Source organism: Homoserinibacter gongjuensis, from assembly GCF_030161875.1.
Classification (GTDB): domain Bacteria; phylum Actinomycetota; class Actinomycetes; order Actinomycetales; family Microbacteriaceae; genus Homoserinibacter; species Homoserinibacter gongjuensis.
This window is the reverse complement of the sequence record NZ_BSVA01000001.1, coordinates 1,599,239-1,618,505: the sequence shown is the minus strand read 5'-3', so window position 1 is coordinate 1,618,505 and position 19,267 is coordinate 1,599,239. Positions and strand designations below refer to the sequence as shown.

General features: G+C 70.0%; 15 protein-coding genes and 3 pseudogenes. 6 read left to right on the top strand and 12 right to left on the bottom strand.

The window, feature by feature from the left end; translation table 11 throughout:
* The first annotated feature begins 34 nt into the window (after positions 1–34).
* Positions 35–607 (top strand): YdeI/OmpD-associated family protein, encoded by a 573-nt coding sequence (locus QQK29_RS08695; protein WP_284299545.1) that lies wholly within the window; start codon positions 35–37, stop codon positions 605–607.
* 25 nt (positions 608–632) lie between these two features.
* On the opposite strand, the pseudogene QQK29_RS08690 reads toward QQK29_RS08695, so the two are convergent.
* Positions 633–1,612: pseudogene (locus tag QQK29_RS08690) on the bottom strand (malate dehydrogenase).
* 89 nt (positions 1,613–1,701) lie between these two features.
* On the bottom strand, positions 1,702–2,919 hold the full coding sequence (locus tag QQK29_RS08685) for an NADP-dependent isocitrate dehydrogenase (protein ID WP_284299543.1): 1,218 nt from the start codon (positions 2,917–2,919) through the stop codon (positions 1,702–1,704).
* Between the two features lie 124 nt (positions 2,920–3,043).
* Between QQK29_RS08685 and QQK29_RS08680 the strand changes: the two genes are divergently transcribed.
* From QQK29_RS08680 to QQK29_RS08670, 3 genes are all read left to right on the top strand, one after another.
* Positions 3,044–3,487, top strand: coding sequence for a GNAT family N-acetyltransferase (locus tag QQK29_RS08680; protein WP_348533839.1), 444 nt, complete (start codon positions 3,044–3,046; stop codon positions 3,485–3,487).
* A 36-nt stretch (positions 3,488–3,523) separates the two neighbouring features.
* Positions 3,524–3,841, top strand: coding sequence for an MGMT family protein (locus QQK29_RS08675; RefSeq protein ID WP_284299541.1), 318 nt, complete (start codon positions 3,524–3,526; stop codon positions 3,839–3,841).
* A gap of 69 nt (positions 3,842–3,910) precedes the next feature.
* Entirely contained in the window at positions 3,911–4,384 is a 474-nt protein-coding gene (locus QQK29_RS08670; RefSeq protein ID WP_284299539.1) for a hypothetical protein, read from the top strand.
* Between the two features lie 116 nt (positions 4,385–4,500).
* Here the strand turns inward: QQK29_RS08670 and QQK29_RS08665 are convergent, their stop codons facing one another.
* Both QQK29_RS08665 and QQK29_RS08660 read right to left on the bottom strand, forming a co-directional pair.
* Positions 4,501–6,309 (bottom strand): ABC transporter ATP-binding protein, encoded by a 1,809-nt coding sequence (locus QQK29_RS08665; RefSeq protein ID WP_284299537.1) that lies wholly within the window; start codon positions 6,307–6,309, stop codon positions 4,501–4,503.
* Complete coding sequence (locus QQK29_RS08660) at positions 6,306–8,126, bottom strand: ABC transporter ATP-binding protein (RefSeq protein ID WP_284299535.1); 1,821 nt, start codon at positions 8,124–8,126, stop codon at positions 6,306–6,308. Before QQK29_RS08660 ends, QQK29_RS08665 begins: the two co-directional genes overlap by 4 nt.
* A 360-nt stretch (positions 8,127–8,486) precedes the next feature.
* Here QQK29_RS08660 and QQK29_RS08655 point away from each other — a divergent pair, with 360 nt between their 5' ends.
* Positions 8,487–9,932 carry an NCS2 family permease gene (locus tag QQK29_RS08655; RefSeq protein WP_284299533.1) on the top strand — a complete coding sequence of 482 codons (1,446 nt, stop codon included), beginning with the start codon at positions 8,487–8,489 and terminating at the stop codon, positions 9,930–9,932.
* A gap of 165 nt (positions 9,933–10,097) precedes the next feature.
* Here QQK29_RS08655 and purH read toward each other — a convergent pair whose 3' ends face one another.
* The 3 genes and pseudogenes from purH to QQK29_RS08640 form a co-directional block, all read right to left on the bottom strand.
* On the bottom strand, positions 10,098–11,684 hold the full coding sequence (purH, locus tag QQK29_RS08650; RefSeq protein WP_284299531.1) for a bifunctional phosphoribosylaminoimidazolecarboxamide formyltransferase/IMP cyclohydrolase: 1,587 nt from the start codon (positions 11,682–11,684) through the stop codon (positions 10,098–10,100).
* Positions 11,681–12,267 (bottom strand): annotated as a pseudogene (gene purN / locus QQK29_RS08645) (phosphoribosylglycinamide formyltransferase). The gene purH and the pseudogene purN overlap by 4 nt, the downstream one beginning before the upstream one ends.
* Before the next feature lie 88 nt (positions 12,268–12,355).
* Positions 12,356–13,591, bottom strand: a complete 1,236-nt coding sequence (locus tag QQK29_RS08640) for a cell division protein PerM (protein WP_284299529.1) — start codon at positions 13,589–13,591, stop codon at positions 12,356–12,358.
* 186 nt (positions 13,592–13,777) lie between these two features.
* Here QQK29_RS08640 and QQK29_RS08635 point away from each other — a divergent pair, with 186 nt between their 5' ends.
* Positions 13,778–13,996: a hypothetical protein gene (locus tag QQK29_RS08635; RefSeq protein WP_284299528.1), complete on the top strand. Its 219-nt coding sequence runs from the start codon at positions 13,778–13,780 to the stop codon at positions 13,994–13,996.
* On the opposite strand, the gene QQK29_RS08630 is transcribed toward QQK29_RS08635, so the two are convergent.
* From QQK29_RS08630 to sucC, 5 genes and pseudogenes are all read right to left on the bottom strand, one after another.
* Positions 13,993–15,516 carry an alpha/beta hydrolase gene (locus QQK29_RS08630; protein ID WP_284299525.1) on the bottom strand — a complete coding sequence of 508 codons (1,524 nt, stop codon included), beginning with the start codon at positions 15,514–15,516 and terminating at the stop codon, positions 13,993–13,995. The two genes, QQK29_RS08635 and QQK29_RS08630, sit on opposite strands and share 4 nt — an antisense overlap.
* 95 nt (positions 15,517–15,611) lie before the next feature.
* Positions 15,612–16,148: a hypothetical protein gene (locus QQK29_RS08625; RefSeq protein ID WP_284299524.1), complete on the bottom strand. Its 537-nt coding sequence runs from the start codon at positions 16,146–16,148 to the stop codon at positions 15,612–15,614.
* Positions 16,136–17,023, bottom strand: coding sequence for a serine hydrolase domain-containing protein (locus QQK29_RS08620; RefSeq protein WP_284299522.1), 888 nt, complete (start codon positions 17,021–17,023; stop codon positions 16,136–16,138). The genes QQK29_RS08625 and QQK29_RS08620 overlap by 13 nt, the downstream gene beginning before the upstream one ends.
* 109 nt (positions 17,024–17,132) lie before the next feature.
* On the bottom strand, positions 17,133–18,032 hold the full coding sequence (gene sucD, locus QQK29_RS08615; RefSeq protein ID WP_284299520.1) for a succinate--CoA ligase subunit alpha: 900 nt from the start codon (positions 18,030–18,032) through the stop codon (positions 17,133–17,135).
* 12 nt (positions 18,033–18,044) lie between these two features.
* Positions 18,045–19,206: pseudogene (gene sucC / locus QQK29_RS08610) on the bottom strand (ADP-forming succinate--CoA ligase subunit beta).
* Between the last annotated feature and the right edge of the window lie 61 nt (positions 19,207–19,267).

The window sequence follows — 19,267 nt, the reverse complement described above, 5'->3', positions numbered from 1 at the left end:
ATGCGTGTCATCCGGGGCCCGTATCGTGTGCGGCATGTCGTCGTTCGCCGAGAAGCCGATCCTGCACTTCACCGATTGGCGCGAGTGGGAGGCCTTTCTCGAGAACGACCCACCGCACGACGGCGTGCGGGTCAAGATCCTCAAGGCCAAGGCGGACGTGCCCGGCATCACCCGCCAGCAGGCGCTCGATGTCGCCCTGTGCTTCGGCTGGATCGACGGGCAGGCCGGCGCGTTCGACGAGAACTACAGCCTGCAGGCGTACACACCCCGCCGCGCGCGCAGCCCGTGGTCGCAGATCAATCAAGACCACGTGGCCCGGCTCATCGCCGAGGGGCGGATGCGCGCCGCGGGTCAGGCGGAGATCGACCGCGCGAAGGCAGACGGGCGCTGGGACGCCGCCTACCGTCAGAAGGATGCCGCGGTGCCGCCCGAGCTGCAGGCAGCGCTCGACAAAAGCCCCACGGCATCCGCGTTCTTCTCGACGCTCACCGCGCAGAACCGCTGGGCTTTCATCTTCCGCATCTCGCAGGCCAAGCGGCCCGAGACGCGCGAACGCAACGCCCGCCGCTTCGTGGAGATGATGGAGCGCGGCGAGGCCTTCTACTGAGACGCGCTTCGGCTGGCGCGATCCCCTACTGCGGCAACAGCCGGAGCGCCCGCACGGCGTCGCGCTCGGCCGCGAGTTCGGCGACCGACGCGGCGAGCCCGCTGCGCACGGCATCCGACGACTCGAGGCCCTCGACCACGCGCCACGCTCCGTCGACCGAGACGGCGGGGAACGAGCTCACGAGCCCCGCGGGCACGGCGTATTCGCCACGGCTCGGCAGCGCCACCGAGACCCAGTCCCCTCGGGGGTGCCGAGCACCCAGTCGCGCACGTGATCGATCGCCGCGGATGCCGCACTAGCTGCGGATGATGCCCCGCGCGCCGCGATGATGGCGGCGCCGCGGTTCGCGACCGTGGGCACGAAGTGCTCGGCGAGCCACGCGGCATCGAAGCCGACGGGCTCACCGTCGAGCAGCACGTGCGAGGGGTCGGGCACCTGGGTCGTGGAGTGGTTGCCCCACACCGTCATGCGCCGCAGCCGCCCGACGCCGACGTCGAGCTTCGCGGCGAGCTGGGCCAGGCCGCGGTTGTGGTCGAGGCGCGTCATCGCCGTGAAGCGCTCGGCCGGCACGTCGGGCGCGTGGGCGGCCGCGATGAGCGCGTTGGTGTTCGCGGGGTTGCCCACGACGAGAACGCGGATGCCGTCGGCGGCGTGGTCGTTGATCGCACGCCCCTGGGGCCCGAAGATCCCGGCGTTGGCGGCGAGCAGGTCACTGCGCTCCATGCCCGCGGTGCGTGGCCGGGCGCCGACCAGCAGGGCGACCTCGGCGCCCTCGAATGCCGCATCCGCGTCGTCGAAGACGTCGACGGAGTCGAGCAGCGGGAAGGCGGCATCCGCGAGTTCCATCGCCGTGCCCTCCGCGGCGCCGACGGCCTGCGGGATCTCGAGTAGGCGCAGGCGCACGGGGTTGTCGCCCAGCATGGCGCCCGAGGCGATGCGGAACAGCAGCGCGTAGCCGATCTGGCCGGCGGCGCCCGTGACGGTGACGGTCGTGGGGGCTGTCATGCCTCCACGCTACGCGCCGGGTACGCACGAGGGGTCGGGCCTTTCGACCCGACCCCTCTCCGCGAAAGCGACGTGCGCTCTCGGGGACGTTACGCGAGACGCTCCTGCAGGTTCTCGTCGAGCGTCGCGAGGAACTCCTCGGTCGTCTGCCACTCCTGCTCGGGGCCGACGAGCATCGCGAGGTCCTTGGTCATCTTGCCCGACTCCACGGTCTTGACGACGACGTCCTCGAGCGTCTCGGCAAAGGTGATGAGCGCCTGGTTGCCGTCGAGCTTGCCGCGGTGCATGAGCCCGCGGGTCCACGCGTAGATCGACGCGATCGGGTTGGTCGAGGTGGGCTTGCCCGCCTGGTGCTGACGGTAGTGCCGCGTGACCGTGCCGTGCGCGGCCTCCGCCTCGACGATCTTGCCGTCGGGAGTCGTGAGCACCGAGGTCATGAGGCCGAGCGAGCCGTAACCCTGCGCGACGGTGTCGGACTGCACATCGCCGTCGTAGTTCTTGCAGGCCCAGACGTAGCCGCCCTCCCACTTGAGCGCCGAGGCGACCATGTCGTCGATGAGGCGGTGCTCGTAGGTGAGGCCGGCCGCCTCGAACTTGTCCTTGTACTCGGCGTCGAAGACCTCCTGGAAGAGGTCCTTGAAGCGGCCGTCATAGGCCTTGAGGATGGTGTTCTTCGTCGAGAGGTACACGGGGTAGCCGCGGTCGAGCCCGTAGTTGAAGCTCGCGCGCGCGAAGTCGCGGATCGACGCATCCTGGTTGTACATCGCCATGGCGACGCCGCCATCCGGCGCCTGGTAGACCTCGAAGCTCTGCGCCTCGGAGCCGTCGGCCGGCTGGAAGCTCATGGTGAGCGTGCCCGCACCCTGGAACACGAAGTCGGTGGCGCGGTACTGGTCGCCGAAGGCGTGACGGCCGATGATGATCGGCTTGTTCCAGCCAGGCACGAGGCGCGGGATGTTGGAGATGACGATCGGCTCGCGGAAGATCACGCCGCCGAGGATGTTGCGGATGGTGCCGTTGGGGCTCTTCCACATCTTCTTGAGGCCGAACTCCTCGACACGCGCCTCGTCGGGGGTGATCGTGGCGCACTTCACGCCCACACCGTGCTTCTGGATGGCGTGCGCCGCGTCGATCGTGACCTGGTCATCGGTCGCGTCGCGGTGCTCGATGCCGAGGTCGTAGTACTCGAGCGTGAGGTCGAGATAGGGGTGGATGAGACGGTCCTTGATGAACTGCCAGATGATGCGCGTCATCTCGTCGCCGTCGAGCTCGACGACCGTTCCCTCGACCTTGATCTTGTCGACCACGTGCCAACCTTTCGTTGAATGCGCTTTCGCGTTTAAGCCGCCGCCCAGCCTACCTTGCCCCGCTAGGTATCTCGACATCGAGATATCTATGCGCGCGAGCGCTCGAGAGGGTTAGCCTGGCTGAATGGCGGACCTGAGACTGGAAGAGCTGACGGCGCAGACCATCGTCGCGGCCCGCAACCTCGCATTGAAGCCGGGCCAGGAGGCGTTCATCGCCCCCGAGACCTATGTGCACGTCGAGCCGGACCTCGATCCGGCGGGCTCCTGGCCCCGGGTCATCCTCGATGGTGACCATCTCGTCGGCTACGTCATGGGCACCTTCGACCCCGACGCGACCGAGGACTATCTCAAGGCCGCCCTCTGGCGCATCCACGTCGAAGCGGATGCGCAGGGCTCCGGTGTCGGACGCTTCGCCGTGCAGGCGCTCGCCGACGAGGCGCGCCGCCGCGGCTTCGAGCGCCTCACCGTCGTGTGGGCTTCCGGCGAGGCCGGGCCCGAGCAGTTCTTCAAGGCCGTCGGGTTCGAGGTCGTGGGCGAGACCCCTACGGCGAGAACCTCGGCGCGCTGAAGCTCTAGCATCCCTGCGAGTCGCGAGGACATCCGGATGCCGCAGCCGAACGAGGACTTCGTGGGCGCGGTGCTCGAGGTGGTCGCCTCGATCCCCGAGGGTCGCGTGATGAGCTACGGCGACGTCGCGGCCGCGATCGGCTCGCGCGCGGCACGCGGGGTCGGTCAGGTCATGGCGTACTACGGCAGCGACGTGCCGTGGTGGCGGGTCGTGCGGGCGAGCGGGCATCCGCCGCAGTGCCACGAGGGCCGCGCGCTCGAGTTCTACCGCGCCGAGGGCACGCCGCTCGTGTGGTCGCGGGATGGCCACGTGTTCCGCGTCGACCTCGCGCGGGCGCGCCACGCTCCGGACTGAGCCGCGCACCGCGGCATCCCCGAATGGGCGCGTTCGCGCCGCCGGTGAAGGCCGGTAGCCTCTCATGCCATGACCCGAACCGATGACCTCATGGCGATGATGCAGAGGCACATGAGCGGCACCGCCTTCGTCTTCACCCGCACCGCCAAGGGATTCTCCGTCGACCTCGACATCCAGAACCCGCGCTGGTGGGAGATCATCGCGCGCACCAACCTCACCGAGACCGCGAGCTACCAGATCGTCACCGACGAGATCGACTCGAAGTTCACGATCATCGAGACGCCGCGCTACATCGACTGGGAGAACGACCGGCCGCGCCTGTCGGCGGCCCCCACCGGCGGCCCCAAGCAGAGCCTGCGCGACGAGGTCGACCTGCACGTGAGCGCCGAGCCGATCCGTCGGCTCGTGCGGCGCGAGGCGGGCGGGCTCGGATTCCGCGAGACGCTCGACCGCAAGAAGCTCGTCGCGATGCTCGCGGTCGCCGCGGGTGGCGTGATCGCGGTGATCGTCGTGCTGACGGTGATCGTCAACACGATCGGCTGAGCGCCCCCACGGCGGCGGTTTCGAGACGCCGCCGTGCGGCTCCTCAACCACCTCGACAGTCGGGTGGCCGAGGAGCGCCCGCGCAGCGGACGCGTCCCGAAGCCTCCGGCCGCAGCTCACACGAGAGAGTCCCGCCATGCCTTGTGCAGCGTCGCGAAGCGGCCGTCTCCGCCGATGAGCTCCGCGGGCGTGCCGTCCTCCACGATGCGGCCGTGCTCCATCACGAGCACGCGGTCGGCGATCGCGACCGTCGACAGACGGTGCGCGATGACGATCGCGGTGCGGTCGGCCAGCAGGGTGGTGAGGCCCTCCTGCACCAACCGCTCGCTCGGGATGTCGAGGGATGCGGTGGCCTCGTCGAGGATCAGCACGGCCGGATCCGCGAGGAACGCGCGCGCGAACGACAGCAGCTGCCGCTGGCCCGCCGAGACGCGGCCGCCACGCTTGTTGACATCCGTGTCGTAGCCCTGGGGCAGCGCCTCGATGAAGGTGTCGGCCCCCACCGCGTGCGCTGCAGCCCGGATCTCGTCGAGGGTCGCCCCCGGTTTGCCGAGCGCGATGTTGTCGGCGACGGTGCCCGAGAACAGGTACGCCTCCTGGGTGACCATGACGATCGCGCGGCGCAGATCCTTGGGGTGCACGTCGCGCAGGTCGACGCCGTCGAGCCGCACCACACCGTCGGTCGGGTCGTAGAACCGCGCGACGAGCTTCGCGAGCGTCGACTTGCCGGCACCCGTGGAGCCGACGAGCGCCACCGTCTGCCCGGCAGGGATGTGCAGCTCGAAGTCGGGCAGGATGACGCGGTCCTCGTGGTAGGCGAAGCGCACGTCGTCGAAGTCGAGCGCGCCCTTCGCCGTCCACAGGTCGACGGGGCGCACCGGATCCGGCACGCTCGGGCTCTCCTCGAGCACGCCCGAGATCTTCTCGAGCGCGGCGGATGCCGACTGGTACGAGTTGTAGAACTGCGCCATCTCCTCCATCGGGTCGAAGAAGCGCCGCGTGTACATGAGGGCCGCGAGCAGCACGCCCACGGCGAGCCCGCCATCCGCCACCCGCAGCCCGCCCACGAGCAGCACGACCGCGACGACGATGTTGCCGATCACGACGAGGCTCGGGTCGAAGATGCCGAACACGCCGATCGCCTTGGCGTTCGCGTCGCGGTAGCTCTCGTTCGTGGCACCGAACTCGCCCGCGTTGCGCTGCTCGGCGCGGAACGCCTTCACCGCACGGATACCCGTCATAGTCTCGACGAACTTGACGATGAGGCGCGCCGAGTGCACGCGCGTCGCGCGGAAGGCGCGCTGCGAGGTCACCTGGAACCAGCGCGTCAGCACGAGCAGCACGGGGACCGAGCACGCGATCACGAGCGCCGAGATCGGGTCGAGGAACAGCAGGGTCGCCGCGATGAACACCATGTAGAGCGCGCCGCGGATGAGGCCCTGGATGCCCGAGTCGAGCAGTTCGCGGATCGAGTCGAGGTCGTTCGTCTGCCGCGCGATGATGCGCCCCGAGGTGTAGCTCTCGTGGAACTCGAGGCTCAGCAGCTGCGCGTGCCGGTAGATGCGCCCGCGCAGGTCGAAGAGGAACGCCTGGCTGATGCGCGCCGACAGCATCGTGTAATGCCACATGAGCACGGCGCCCACGATCGCGGCGCCCAGGTACAGCAGCACGACGACGGCGAGCGGCATCGCATCCTGGTGGTTCAGGATGGCGGGCAGACCCGCGTCGATCCCGAACGCGATGAGGGCGGGGCCGGCGGTCTGCAGCGCCGTGCTCGTGGCGACGATGAGCATCGCCACCACGACACGGCCGCGCAGCGGTCGCAGCAGCGAGCCGAGCAGCCGCGAGGAGCGTGCGCGGATCGCGCGGCTCTCCTCGCGCGTGTAGTCCTGGCGGTCCTCGCCCTCCACACCTGCGAGCGTCACGCGATCACCTCCTGTTCCTCATGTTCGGTCTCGCGATCCTCGTCGAGCGACGAGATCACGTAGCGGTAGTGCTCGTTGCGGGCGAGCAGTTCCGAGTGCCGGCCGACGTCCGTGATGCGCCCGTTCTCAAGCAGCGCCACGCGGTCGGCGAGCATGACGGTCGACGGCCGGTGCGCGACCACGAGCGCCGTCGTCGAGGCGAGCACGCGCCGCAGGCCCGCCTCGACGCGCGCCTCGGTGTCGACGTCGAGCGCCGACAGCGGGTCGTCGAGCACGAGCACCGACGGCCGCGCCGCGATCGCACGCGCGAGAGCGATCCGCTGCCGCTGCCCGCCCGAGAGGCTCAGCCCCTCCTCGCCGATCGTCGTGTCGGCGCTGAGCGGCAGCCGCTCGACGAAGTCGGCCTGCGCGATCTCGAGCGCCTCGGCGAGCACGGCATCCGCCTCGGGCGAATCGAGATCGAGCTCGGGGCGACCCAGCAGCACGTTCTCGCGCACCGACGCCGAGAACAGCGTCGCCTCCTCGAACGCCATCGCGATACGCGCGCGCAGCTCGTCGCGCGTGAGCTCCCGGATGTCGACGCCGTCGAGCAGCACGCGCCCGCCCGTCACGTCGTACAGTCGCGTCGCGAGCGCCGTGAGCGTCGTCTTGCCCGAGCCCGTGAGCCCGACGAGCGCCATGGTCTCTCCCGGCTCCACCTCGAGCACGACGTCGTCGAGCAGGTCGGGAACCGAGGGCGGCGAGTCCTGGTAGCGGAAGTGCACGTTCTCGAACACGAGCCGGCCGCGCGGCTCGGCGACGGTCGACGGATGCTCGGGGTCGCGGATCGGGTTGGGCTCGTCGAGCACCTCGAAGACGCGCTCGACGGCGGTACGTGTCTCGAAGGTCATCGAGAGCAACCAGCCGATCGACTCGATGGGCCAGCGCAGCACGGCGGCGGCCGCGAAGAACGCGATGAGGCCGCCCACGGTCAGCTGCCCGCTCGCGGCGAGCACGACGCCACCGAGCAGCGACAGGGCGAACGCCACATCCGGGATCAGCAGCAGCCACAGCCACAGGCCGGCGATCGAGCGCGCCTTCTCGAGCTCGGTGCCGCGCAGCTCCTCGGCCTGACGCAGGAAGTTCTCGAGGCTGTGCTTGCCGCGTCCGAAGGCCTTCAGCACCCGGATGCCGTGCACGGACTCCTCGACGGTGGTCGCGAGATCGCCCTGCTGGTCTTGCGCACGGCGCGACACGAGCGAGTAGCGGTGCTCGAAGCGGAACCCGACGACCCACATCGGGATCGACGCGATGATGAACACGAGCGCGAGCTGCCACGACCAGGTGAACAGGATGCCGAATCCGACGACGATCACCACGACGTTGCCGACCAGCAGGATGACGCCGAAGGCGAGCCAGCGGCGGATCGTGGAGAGATCGCTCATCGAGCGCGACAGCAGCTGACCCGACTGCCAGCGGTCGTGGAACGCCACCGGCAGATCTTGCAGCTTCGCGTAGAGCGCGTTGCGCATGTTCGCCTCGATATGGGTCGAGGGGGTCAGCACGAGGAAGCGGCGCACCATGATGAGCAGCCCCTCGGCGATGCCGAGACCGAGCACGATGCCGGCCGCGGGCCACACCTGCCGGGCGTCGCCGGTCGTGAGTGGGCCGTCGATGATCCACTGCAGCACGACGGGCACGCTGAGCGACACCATCGTGAGCGCCACGTACACGAAGAGGCTCGTGACGGTGCGCCCGAGGTAGGGACGGACGAACGGCAGGATGCGCGCGAGCGTGCGCACAGTGCCGCGGGTGGGTGGGGTCGACTGATCAGGCATGAGACATCCGAGACGGGCGCGCACAGACGGCGGCGCACAGGAGGTGGAACGTGGGACGTGGGCGACGGATTCCGGATCCGTCGAAAGGGCGGGCGGGCTGAGCCGCTAACGGCGTCGCGCGACGGAGGCGCCGACGACCGGGATCGCGGCCAGAACAGGGCGCGAAGTGCCGGTGTACGTCATGATGCCTCCTCGTGATGCGAGCTCGTCCGCCCGGAGGGATGCCCGAGCAGCCCTACAGAATATGCCCGCGATCCGTCGCGACGCAACACGCGATCATCGGCGCTGAGCGCGGGCTGCGCGGCTCTAGACTCAGGCCCGGAGCACTGCCGCTCGCCCGCCTCGATCTCCGGAGCCTTCGTGAACACCACCACGTCGAAACAGCCCACGTCCGCCTTCGACCGCTTCTTCCGCATCTCGGAACGCGGGTCCACCATCGGCACCGAGGTGCGCGGCGGACTCGTGACCTTCGTGACGATGGCCTACATCGTCATCCTCAACCCGATCATCCTGTCGGGGAAGCCGGATGTCGACGGCAACACCTTGGACTTCGCCGCCCTGGGTGCCGTGACGGCACTCACCGCCGGGGTCATGACGATCCTGTTCGGTCTCATCACCCGCCTGCCGTTCGCGTTCGCCGCCGGCCTCGGCATCAACGCCTTCCTCGCGTTCTCGGTCGTGGGTCAGGTGACCTGGCCCGAAGCCATGGCCCTCGTCGTGATCAACGGTCTCGTGATCGTGCTGCTGGCGGCGACCGGCCTGCGCAAGCTCATCTTCGACGCGGTGCCGTTCGCGCTCAAGATCGCCATCACGGTGGGCATCGGCTTGTTCATCGCCTTCATCGGCTTCGTGAACTCGGGCTTCGTCACCGCGACCGGTGAGGCGTCGCCGCCCGTCGGCCTCGGCATCGCCGGGTCTGTTGCGACCGTCCCGACGCTGCTGTTCGTGATCACCCTCGTGCTGACGGGCATCCTCGTCGCGCTGCGCGTCAAGGGCGGCATCCTCATCGGCCTGATCACCGGAACCGTGATCGCGGTGATCGTCGAGGCGATCTGGCACATCGGCCCGATGTTCTCCGACGACGGCGTCAACCCCGGCGGCTGGGGCTTGACCGTTCCGGCGCTCGCCGGCTCGCCGTTCCAGCTGCCCGACCTGAGCCTCGTGGGGGCCGTCGACTTCGGCTTCGACCTCGGCAAGGTCGGCATCGTGACGCTCATCATGCTCGTGTTCACGCTCGTCTTCACGAACTTCTTCGACGCCATGGGCACCATGACGGGCCTTGCGAAGGAGGCGAACTTGGCGGATGAGAAGGGCGACTTCCCGAGCATCAAGTCGGCCCTCATCGTGGAGGGTGTCGGCGCCGTCGCGGGTGGTCTCACGTCATCCTCCTCGAACACCGTGTTCATCGAGTCGGGTTCGGGCATCGGCGAAGGCGCGCGCACGGGCTTCGCGAACCTCATCACGGGCGCCATGTTCCTGCTCGCGATGTTCTTCACGCCGCTCACCTCGATCGTGCCGACCGAGATCGCGGCCGCCGCGCTCGTGATCGTGGGCGCCATGATGATGTCGCAGATCCGCCACATCGACCTCACCGACTTCGCGGTGCTGCTGCCGGTGTTCCTCACGGTCACCGTCATGCCGCTCACCTACTCGATCGCGAACGGCATCGGCGCAGGCTTCATCAGCTGGGTGCTCGTGCAGGCGCTCAGCGGCAAGGCGCGCAAGGTGAGTCCGCTGTTGTGGGTCGTGGCGGTCGGCTTCCTCATCTACTTCGCCCGCGGGCCCATCGAGGCGCTCTTCGCCTGACCCGCGCCCGGTCAGCTTCGCAACTCAGGAGATCCCGTGCCTGCGGGCGTCGTAGTGCCGCATCCGCGACGTTCCTCCTGAGTTGCGAAGCCCGACGGCGTCGGCACCCCTTCGGGCGGGTGCGGCGGCCCTGCTGAACGGGAACGGCCGCCGTGCCGAACAAACTCAGTGGAAGAAGTGCCGCTCGCTCGTCAGGTAGAGGGTGACGCCGTACTCCTGGCACGCTGCGATGACGTCGGCGTCGCGGATGGAGCCACCCGGCTGCACGATCGCCGTCACGCCTGCCTCGAGCAGGATGCGGGGGCCGTCATCGAAGGGGAAGAAGGCATCGGACGCGGCAACCGATCCGGCCGCCCGCTCCCCCGCGCGCTCGACGGCGAGACGGCAGGAGTCGACCCGGTTGACCTGGCCCATGCCGACGCCGACCGAGGCGCCGCCGGAGGCGAGCAGGATCGCGTTCGACTTGACGGCGCGCACCGCTCGCCACGCGAAGGCCAGGTCGGCGAGCGTCGCCTCGTCGGCGGGCTCGCCTGCGGCGAGGGTCCACTCGGCGGGGTCGGCGAAGTGGGCATCGGCGCGCTGCAGCAGCAGGCCGCCGGAGATCTGGCGCAGCTCGGTTGCCGATCGCGCGTAGTCGGCGGGCAGCTCGAGCAGGCGGAGGTTCTTCTTGGCCTGCAGGATCTCAAGCGCCTCAGGCTCGAAGCCTGGCGCCACGACGACCTCGGTGAAGATCGGCGCGATCGAGGCAGCCGCCTCCTTCGTGATGACGCGATTGGCGGCGATCACCCCGCCGTACGCCGACACCGGATCGCACGCGTGCGCGAGCGCGTGCGCTTCGGCGATCGTCGCGGCGGTCGCGATGCCGCAGGGATTCGCGTGCTTGATGACCGCCACGGCGGGTGTGTCGTGGTCGTAGGCGGCGCGCAGGGCGGCATCCGCATCGACGTAGTTGTTGTACGACATCTCCTTGCCGCCGTGCTGCACGGCCTGGGCGATGCCGTGCCCGCCTGGACTGCGGTAGAGCGCGGCGCCCTGGTGGGAGTTCTCGCCATAGCGCAGCACGTCGGCGCGCTCCCAGCTCGCGCCGGTCCACGCCGGGAAGCCGGAGCCCTCGTCGTCGGGGGCGACGACCGAACCCATCCAGCTGGCCACGCCGATGTCGTAGGTGGCCGTGTGACGGAACGCGTCACGCGCGAGCTCGCGACGCTCGGCGAGCGTCGTGCCGCCGGCCGCGAGGGCCGCCACGATCACGTCGTAGCGCGCGGGAGAGGTGACGACCGCGACGTTGGCGTGGTTCTTGGCTGCCGCGCGCACCATCGCGGGGCCGCCGATGTCGATCTGCTCGATCACCGCATCCGGGGCCGCGCCCGAGGCGACGGTCTCGGCGAACGGGTAGAGGTTCACCACGAGCAACTCGAACGGCTCGATGCCGAACTGGGCGAGCTCGGCCTCGTGGCTCTCGAGCCGCAGGTCGGCGAGCAGCCCCGAGTGCACCTTCGGATGCAGGGTGCGCACGCGGCCGTCGAGGTGCTCGGGGAAGCCCGTCAGCTCGCCGATCTGGGTGACCGGGATGCCGGCATCCGCGATCGCCTTCGAGGTGCCGCCGGTGGAGACGATCTCGACGCCCGCATCGGCGAGCGCGCGGGCGAGCTCGACGAGTCCGGTCTTGTCGGAGACGGCCACGAGTGCGCGACGGATCGGCACGCGATCGCGATCGCGGTAGCGGGTGGGGTCGATGGCAGGGCCGCTCAACGAAACTCCTTGAGGTCGATGGTGTGAGTCGCGATGTCGCGCACGGTCTGGATCAGCAGCTCGCGCTCGACGGGCTTGATGCGCTCGTGGAGGGTGGCCTCGGTGTCGCCGGGCTCGATCGGCACCCGCCGCTGGGCGAGGATCGGGCCGGTGTCGACACCGTTGTCGACGACGATGACGCTCGCACCCGTCTGCGTGACGCCGGCCGCGAGCGCGTCGCGCACACCGTGCGCTCCGGGGAACTCGGGCAGGTACGCGGGATGCGTGTTGATGATCGCGGGGGCGTACTCGGCCACGAGCTGCGCGGGCAGCAGCCGCATGAGGCCCGACAGCACGACGAGGTCGGGCTGCCACTCGCGCAGCTGGGCGAGCAGTTCGTCGCCCCACGACTCACGCGACGCGAACGAGGTGAAGGGAACCACGAAGCTCGGGATGCCGAACTGCTCGGCGTGCGCGAGCCCGTCGGCCTGGCGGTCGGCCCCGACGGCGACGACCCGCGCCGGGTACTCGGCGCTCTGCGCCGCCTCGAGCAACGCGCGAAGGTTGGAGCCGCCCCCGAGATGAGGACGACGACACGCAGCACGCGCACAGCCTACCGGGCGCGGCATGGCTCCAAACGCTGTAGCGCCTGCCGTCGAGCCGCTGTGATCGCCGGCGCCGGGGGCAAACCGCTACAGCGTTTGGCCGGAGGGCCGACGACGCAGGAGCGACGGGACGGACGCCGCGGCGAAGCCGAGCGCGAGACCGATCGCGAACTCGAGCGCCGAGGCGAGACCCACCGCGAGCGCATCGGGCCCGACGTGGTCGAAGCGGCCGGGGCCCAGCGCGCCCGCCGAAGCCGCCGCGAGCACTCCGAACAGCACGCCCCCGGCCGCACCGCCGACGAGCGTGACGAACGCCGACCACGCGAGCCGCGATCCGTCGCCCACAGCACGCACGAGCGCCGGGCGCACCGCGGTCGCCGCCAGGAACGCGGCGACGACCGGCACCGCGAGCCCCACATAGCCGAACGAGAGCTCGCCCGAGGGCAGCGCGCCGAGCAGCGGGATCGCCGGTAGCGGCCCCACCGCGGTGCCGAGCGGAGACACCTGCGAGCCGACGCCGAGCGCGAAGCCCGGGCCCGCGAACCACGACGCGACCCAGATCGCGAGGTTCGGCACGAACGCGAACTGCCCCGCCGTGAGCACGATGCCGCCGAGCACCTCGGTGTGCAGCGCCTCGTACAGCCGGATCACCTGCGCGTAGCCGGTCGCGAGCACGACCGTGGCGGTCACGGCACTCACGAGCATCACGAGCATCACGGATGCGGCACCCGCCGTGAGTGCGGCCCGCAGTGCCGCACGCACCCGGGGGTTCACGGATGCCACCCACGTCGCGAGGCGACCGTGCGTCTCGGCACCGCGGTCGGCATCCGCGCGCAGCACCCCGAGCACGAGGCCCGCCCCGAAGACGATGGCGGGCAGCAGCGCACCCTGCCAGATCGAGGGACGCGCCGCAGGGTGCACGGCCGAGAGCGTGAGCAGCAGCGAGGCGCCACCGAAGACGACGAACGCCGTGAGCTCGCCGAGCAGCCGATGCCCGGTCTCCGCGACCCGGGCGCCCGCTCGCACGCCGAGCACGAGGGTCAGCAGGGCGAAGCCGAGCGCCGCGATCGTGACCAGCACGACCGTGCCGGCGGGCGCGCCGATCGTCGCAGCGGTGAGCTCATCGAGCGTGAAGGTCACATCCACCCCATGGCCGATGAGCCACACGTCGACCGCCCCGCGCCAGAAGATCGCCCAATCGGGGCCGAAGCCGAACTGGATCGCCCACATCAGGGTCGCGAGCAAGAGCGGGATCGCGACGCCGATCGCGGCGACGAGAAGCGCCTCGAAGCCCGCGAAGAGGAGGGTGAGGCGGCGAGTCACGTGGCGACCCTACGACACTGCGGGGGCCAGGCAGGGGTGCCGCGCAACGCTCACGCGATCCCGTCGGAATCCGCAGGCGCCGAAGGCGGGCGGGAGCTGTTGACAGGCCTGACGACGCGCGAAAGACTCGCGTGGACCGAGTAGGAGGGATCCTCGCATGTCAGGTATCGCGGGACGCGGCCGGTGATGCAGAGCCGCAGGCGCGCGACGCCGCGCATCCTCGTTGTCGGGCTGCTGGCCCCGGGCGCGATCGTGTTCCTCGTGGGCATGGGAGTGCTGATCGGTCAGTTCGTCAGCGGTGAGCCCGACGACTCACCCGCCGCGTGGTTCCTCGCGGCGATCCTGTTCGCCCTGCTGGGGGCCATCGTCGGCCACGCCGTCCGCCCACGGCGCTCAGCCGACTAGCACCGCGGATCCGCATCCGGCACGGTGCCCGAGATGAGGTACGCGTCGACCGTGTCGTCGATGCACGTCACACCCTGCGCGTAGATCGTGTGACCCTCGCCCTCATAGCTGACGAGGAAGCCGCTCGAGAGCTGCTTCGCCAGCGACACGGCGTTCGCGTACGGGGTTGCCGGGTCGTTGGTGGTGCCGATCACCATGATGGGCGCGGCTCCCTCGGCGCTGAAGGTCTCGGGCAGCTGGGCCGTGGGCACCGGCCAATTGGAGCAGACGACCTTGAGCACGGCGTAGTCGTCGTAGGCGGCGTAGCGGCCGAGGATGGGGGCCGCCGCGTCGATCTTCTCGAGCCCGTCGAACACGTCGACGCCGTCGGTCGCGAGCGTTCCCTCGTTGCAGGTCACGGCCGTGTAGATGTCCATCGAGTTGTCTTCGTAGCCGCTCGGGCTGCGGCCGTTGTAGGCGTCCGCGTAGACGAACACCGTGTCGGCGTCACCCTTACGCAGCTGGGTGAACAGGTTCGACAACTCGCTCCAATAGCGATCGGAGTAGAGCGTGAAGATGATGCCGGTCGCGACGGTGGCCGAGTCGAGCTCGCGCCCGTCGGAGGCGACGAAGCCACGGGTGTCGACCGTGTCGAGCATCTGCCGCACCGAGGCGAGTGCCGCATCCGTGCTGCCACGGAACGGGCACTCCGATCCCTGCAGGCACCACTCCATGTAGGCCCGCAGCGCCGAGTCGAACCCGGCCATCTGCACGGCGAGCGCATCGAGGTCGCCCACCTGCGGGTCGACGGCGCCGTCGAGCACCATGCGCCCGACCTTCTCGGGGAACAGCTCGGCGTACATCGTGCCGAGGTAGGTGCCGTAGGAGTAGCCCAGGTAGTGCAGTTGGGTGTCGCCGAGCACGGCACGGATCACGTCCATGTCGCGGGCGACGGATGCGGCATCCAGGTGGCCGAGAAGGGCGCCGGTGTTCTGTTCGCACGCGGCGGCCCAGCGCTTCTCGCGCTGGGTCAGTTCGTCGAGCCAGCCCTGGGTGCCGTAGGCCGCGGAGTAGGTGCCGTAGAGGTAGTCGTCTTGATCGTCGGTGTCGGTGTAGCACTCGACGGGACTCGAGTGGTTGACCCCGCGCGGGTCGAAGCCGATCACGTCGTACTTCGCGAGCACGTCGGAGCTCACGACGTAGTTCACCGAGTCGTGCACGAAGTCGTAGCCCGACCCACCAGGGCCGCCCGGGTTGATGAGCAGCGAGCCGAGCGGGGTGCCCTTCGCCTTGTGGCGGGCGATGGCGATCTCGATCGTGTCGCCCGTCGGGTCGCTCCAGTCGAGCGGCACGGTCACCTCGGTGCAGTCGATGCCACTTCCCCCGCAGCCCGACCAGTCGAGCTCCTGCGTGTAATACTGCTCGAGCTCGGCCGCGACGTCTTCACCAGTCGGCCCGGGTCGCTCGGCACCGCCTCCGCCTCCGCCCGGGAAGAACGGCAGGATGCCGCATCCGCTGAGCGCGAGGGCTGCGGTGAGCACGACGGCGAGGGCACCCAGGCGGCGGGGGTCGTCATGCGTTCAGCCTACGGGCTGGCATGCGGCGTGCCCCCGCGGGCGCACCGCTGTGGAGAGTGTCAACCCAGGCGCCGCAGCGAGCGGACGTCGTGCGACCCGAGCGGCTCGGTCACCCAGCTCGTGGTCGCCGCCCCGCTCGGCGCGCACACCACCCGCAGCGTGTGCGGGGTCTCGATGAACGCCACCTCCGCTTCGAAGCCCGCGTCACCCCACCCGCCCGTCACGCCGACCGGCACGCCCTCGGGCTCCGAGACCGTCCAGCCATCGGCACCGACCGGGCACGCGAGTTCACCGAGCGCATCGACCAGCACGAGCACCCAGCCCTCGCCATCGGGGCGCAACCGCACCTCGCGCACCGAGCTCGTCGGCTGCGCGGCGTCCGCGTCGGCGACCGAGAAAACCACGTCGCTCCAACTTGCGGGGTCGCGCGGATGCGGGGCGAGCGCCGGGGTCGCCAGCCGCGCGCTCGCGAGGCGGGATGCCAGGCGCACGTCGGCTGCGGCATCCGTCTCCCGGTCGAACGCGGGCAGCAGCAGCGACCACACCGCCTGCAGCAGGTCCTGGGTCGCGGTCGACTCGGTGGTCACCGCGAGCACGGCGTCGTGCTCCGGCAGCACGAGGCAGAACTGGCCGTACGCGCCGTCGCCCCGATAGCCGTGCTGGGACTGCCAGAACTGGAAGCCGTAGCCGAGGTTCCAGTCGATCGTGCCCTCGCCATCCGTCGCCACCTGCACGCGCGTCGCCTCGTCGACCCACTCCGCGTCGAGCAGCTGCGTGTCGCCCCAGCGCCCGCGCTGCAGGTAGAGCTGGCCGAGGCGAGCGGCGGCGTCGGTCGTGGCGTGCAGGCCGCTGAAGCCGATCTCGACACCGGGGGCGCCTGCTCCCACCAGGTGTCGCGGATGCCGAGCGGCTCGAACAGCCGCGGGCGCAGGTAGTCGCTCAGCGTCTGGCCCGCCGCCCGCTGCACGATCACGCCGAGCGTGTAGGTGCACGGCTGGTTGTAGGCGAAGATGCTGCCGGGTTCGGCATCCAGCGGCGTGCGCAGGAAGCCCCGGATGAGGTCGCCCTCGCCCGCCGCGAGCGCGCGATCGAGCGTCTCGCCGGCATGACCGCTCGCCATCGCGGCGATGTGGCGCACCGTCATGCGGCGGGTGCGCGGATCGGTGATCTCGGGGTCGTACTCGGGGAAGTACTCGATCACCGGGGTGTCGAGGTCGAGCAGGCCTTCGGCGCGCGCGAAGCCCGCAGCCGTGGAAGTGAAGCTCTTGCTGAGCGAGTACAGCAGCTGCACGCGGTCGGCGCTGTACGGCTGCCACCAGCCCTCGGCGACGACCGCGCCGTGACGCAGCAGCACCATCCCGTGCGGACGGATGTGGGGGTGCGCCTCGAATGCGTCGAGGAGCGCCTCGATCCCCGCGGCGTCGATCCCCTCGGCGGACGGCGTGCTGCGGCGGAGGGCGTCGGTGCTCATGGTGCCAGTCTGCCTCGTCGGGTGGGCGAACGGCTGAGGGGTCGCAATGTGCGTCCTCAACGGCGTGTTGAGTGCACCTTGCGACCCCTCAGGGGAGAAAGCGGAGGCGTCAGCCCGCGAGCACCTCGCGCAGCAGCGCGGCCGTCTCCGACGGCGTCTTGCCGACGCGCACGCCGGCGGCCTCGAGGGCCTCCTTCTTGGCCTGCGCCGTGCCGGCGGAACCCGACACGATCGCGCCCGCGTGACCCATCGTCTTGCCCTCGGGGGCCGTGAAGCCCGCGACGTAGCCGACGACCGGCTTCGTCACGTTCGCCTTGATGAACTCGGCCGCACGCTCCTCGGCATCCCCGCCGATCTCGCCGATCATGACGATCGCCTTCGTCTCGGGGTCGGCCTCGAACGCCGCGAGAGCGTCAATGTGCGTCGTGCCGATCACCGGGTCGCCGCCGATGCCGATGGCCGTCGAGAAGCCCAGGTCGCGCAGCTCGTACATCATCTGGTAGGTCAGCGTGCCCGACTTCGAGACGAGCCCGATCGGGCCCTTGCCCGTGATGTTGGCGGGTGTGATGCCCGCGAGGGCCTCGCCCGGGGTGATGATGCCGGGGCAGTTCGGGCCGATGATGCGGGTCGTGTTGCCCTTCGACTGCGCGTAGGCCCACGCCTCGGCGGAGTCCTGCACGGGCACGCCCTCGGTGATCACCACGAGCAGCGGGATCTCGGCGTCGATGGCCTCGATCATGGCGTCCTTGGTGAAGGCCGGCGGCACGAAGGCGACCGAGACATCCGCGCCCGTCTTCTCGATGGCTTCGGCCACGGATGCGAACACCGGCAGCTCGAGCGCGTTGCCGTCCTTGTCGGTGTGCGACACGGTGGTGCCGGCCTTGCGGGCGTTGACGCCGCCCACGATGTTGGTTCCCGCCTTGAGCATGAGCGCGGTGTGCTTGGTGCCCTCGCCGCCGGTGATGCCCTGGACGATGACCCTGGAGTCCTTGGTGAGGAAGATCGACATGTTTTTCCGTCCTTACGCGGCGAGCGCGGCAGCCTTGTCGGCGCCGTCGTCCATGGAGGTGGCGATGGTCACGAGGGGTGGTTCGCGGCCGCGAGGATCGCGCGCCCCTCCTCCACCTGGTTGCCGTCGAGTCGCACGACGAGCGGCTTGGTGGCGGCGTCGCCGAGCATCTCGAGCGCCTTCACGATGCCGTTCGCGACGGCGACACACGAGGTGATGCCGCCGAACACGTTCACGAACACCGACTTGACCTGCGCGTCGCCGAGGATCACATCCAGGCCGTTCGCCATGACCTCGGCGGATGCGCCGCCCCCGATGTCGAGGAAGTTGGCGGGCTTCACGCCGCCGTGGGCCTCGCCCGCGTAGGCGACGACGTCGAGCGTCGACATCACGAGGCCCGCGCCGTTGCCGATCACGCCGACCTCGCCGTCGAGCTTGACGTAGTTGAGGCCGGCGGCCTTCGCCTTCGCCTCGAGCGGGTCGGCAGCGCCCTTGTCTTCGAGCGCCTCGTGCTCATGGTGGCGCACCTCGCTCGCGTTGTCGTCGAGCGAGATCTTGCCGTCGAGGGCGACGATGTCACCGGCGCCCGTGAGCACGAGCGGGTTCACCTCGACGAGCGTCGCATCCTCGGCGGTGTACACCTCGTAGAGCTTCACGAAGACGGGCGCGACCTTCTCGACGAGCTCGGCGGGGAACTTCGCGGCGACGGCGATCTCGCGCGCCTTGTCGAGGGTGATGCCGACGAGGGGTCGACCTCGACCCGAGCGAGGGCCTCGGGGCGCTCCTCGGCGAGCTGCTCGATCTCCATGCCGCCCTCGAAGGAGGCGAGCGAGAGGTAGGAGCGGTTGGCCCGGTCCAGCAGCACCGAGAAGTAGTACTCCTGCGTGATGTCGGCGCCGGCAGCGACCATGAGGCGCTTCACGACGTGACCCTTGATGTCGAGACCGAGGATGGCCTCGGCTGCGGCCTCGGCATCCGCGGGGGTCTTGGCGACCTTGACGCCGCCGGCTTTTCCGCGGCCTCCGGTCTTCACCTGGGCCTTGACGACGGTCACACCGCCCAGCTTCTCGGCCGCGGCGCGCGCCTCGGCGGGGGTGTCGGCGACGATGCCGGCGAGCACAGGAACCCCGTGCTTCTCGAACATGTCGCGGGCCTGGTACTCGTAGAGATCCACGCTTGTCGCTTCTTCCAATGCGTCGGGGATGGAGGGGGTCGGAGTGTCTCGACGCCGAGAT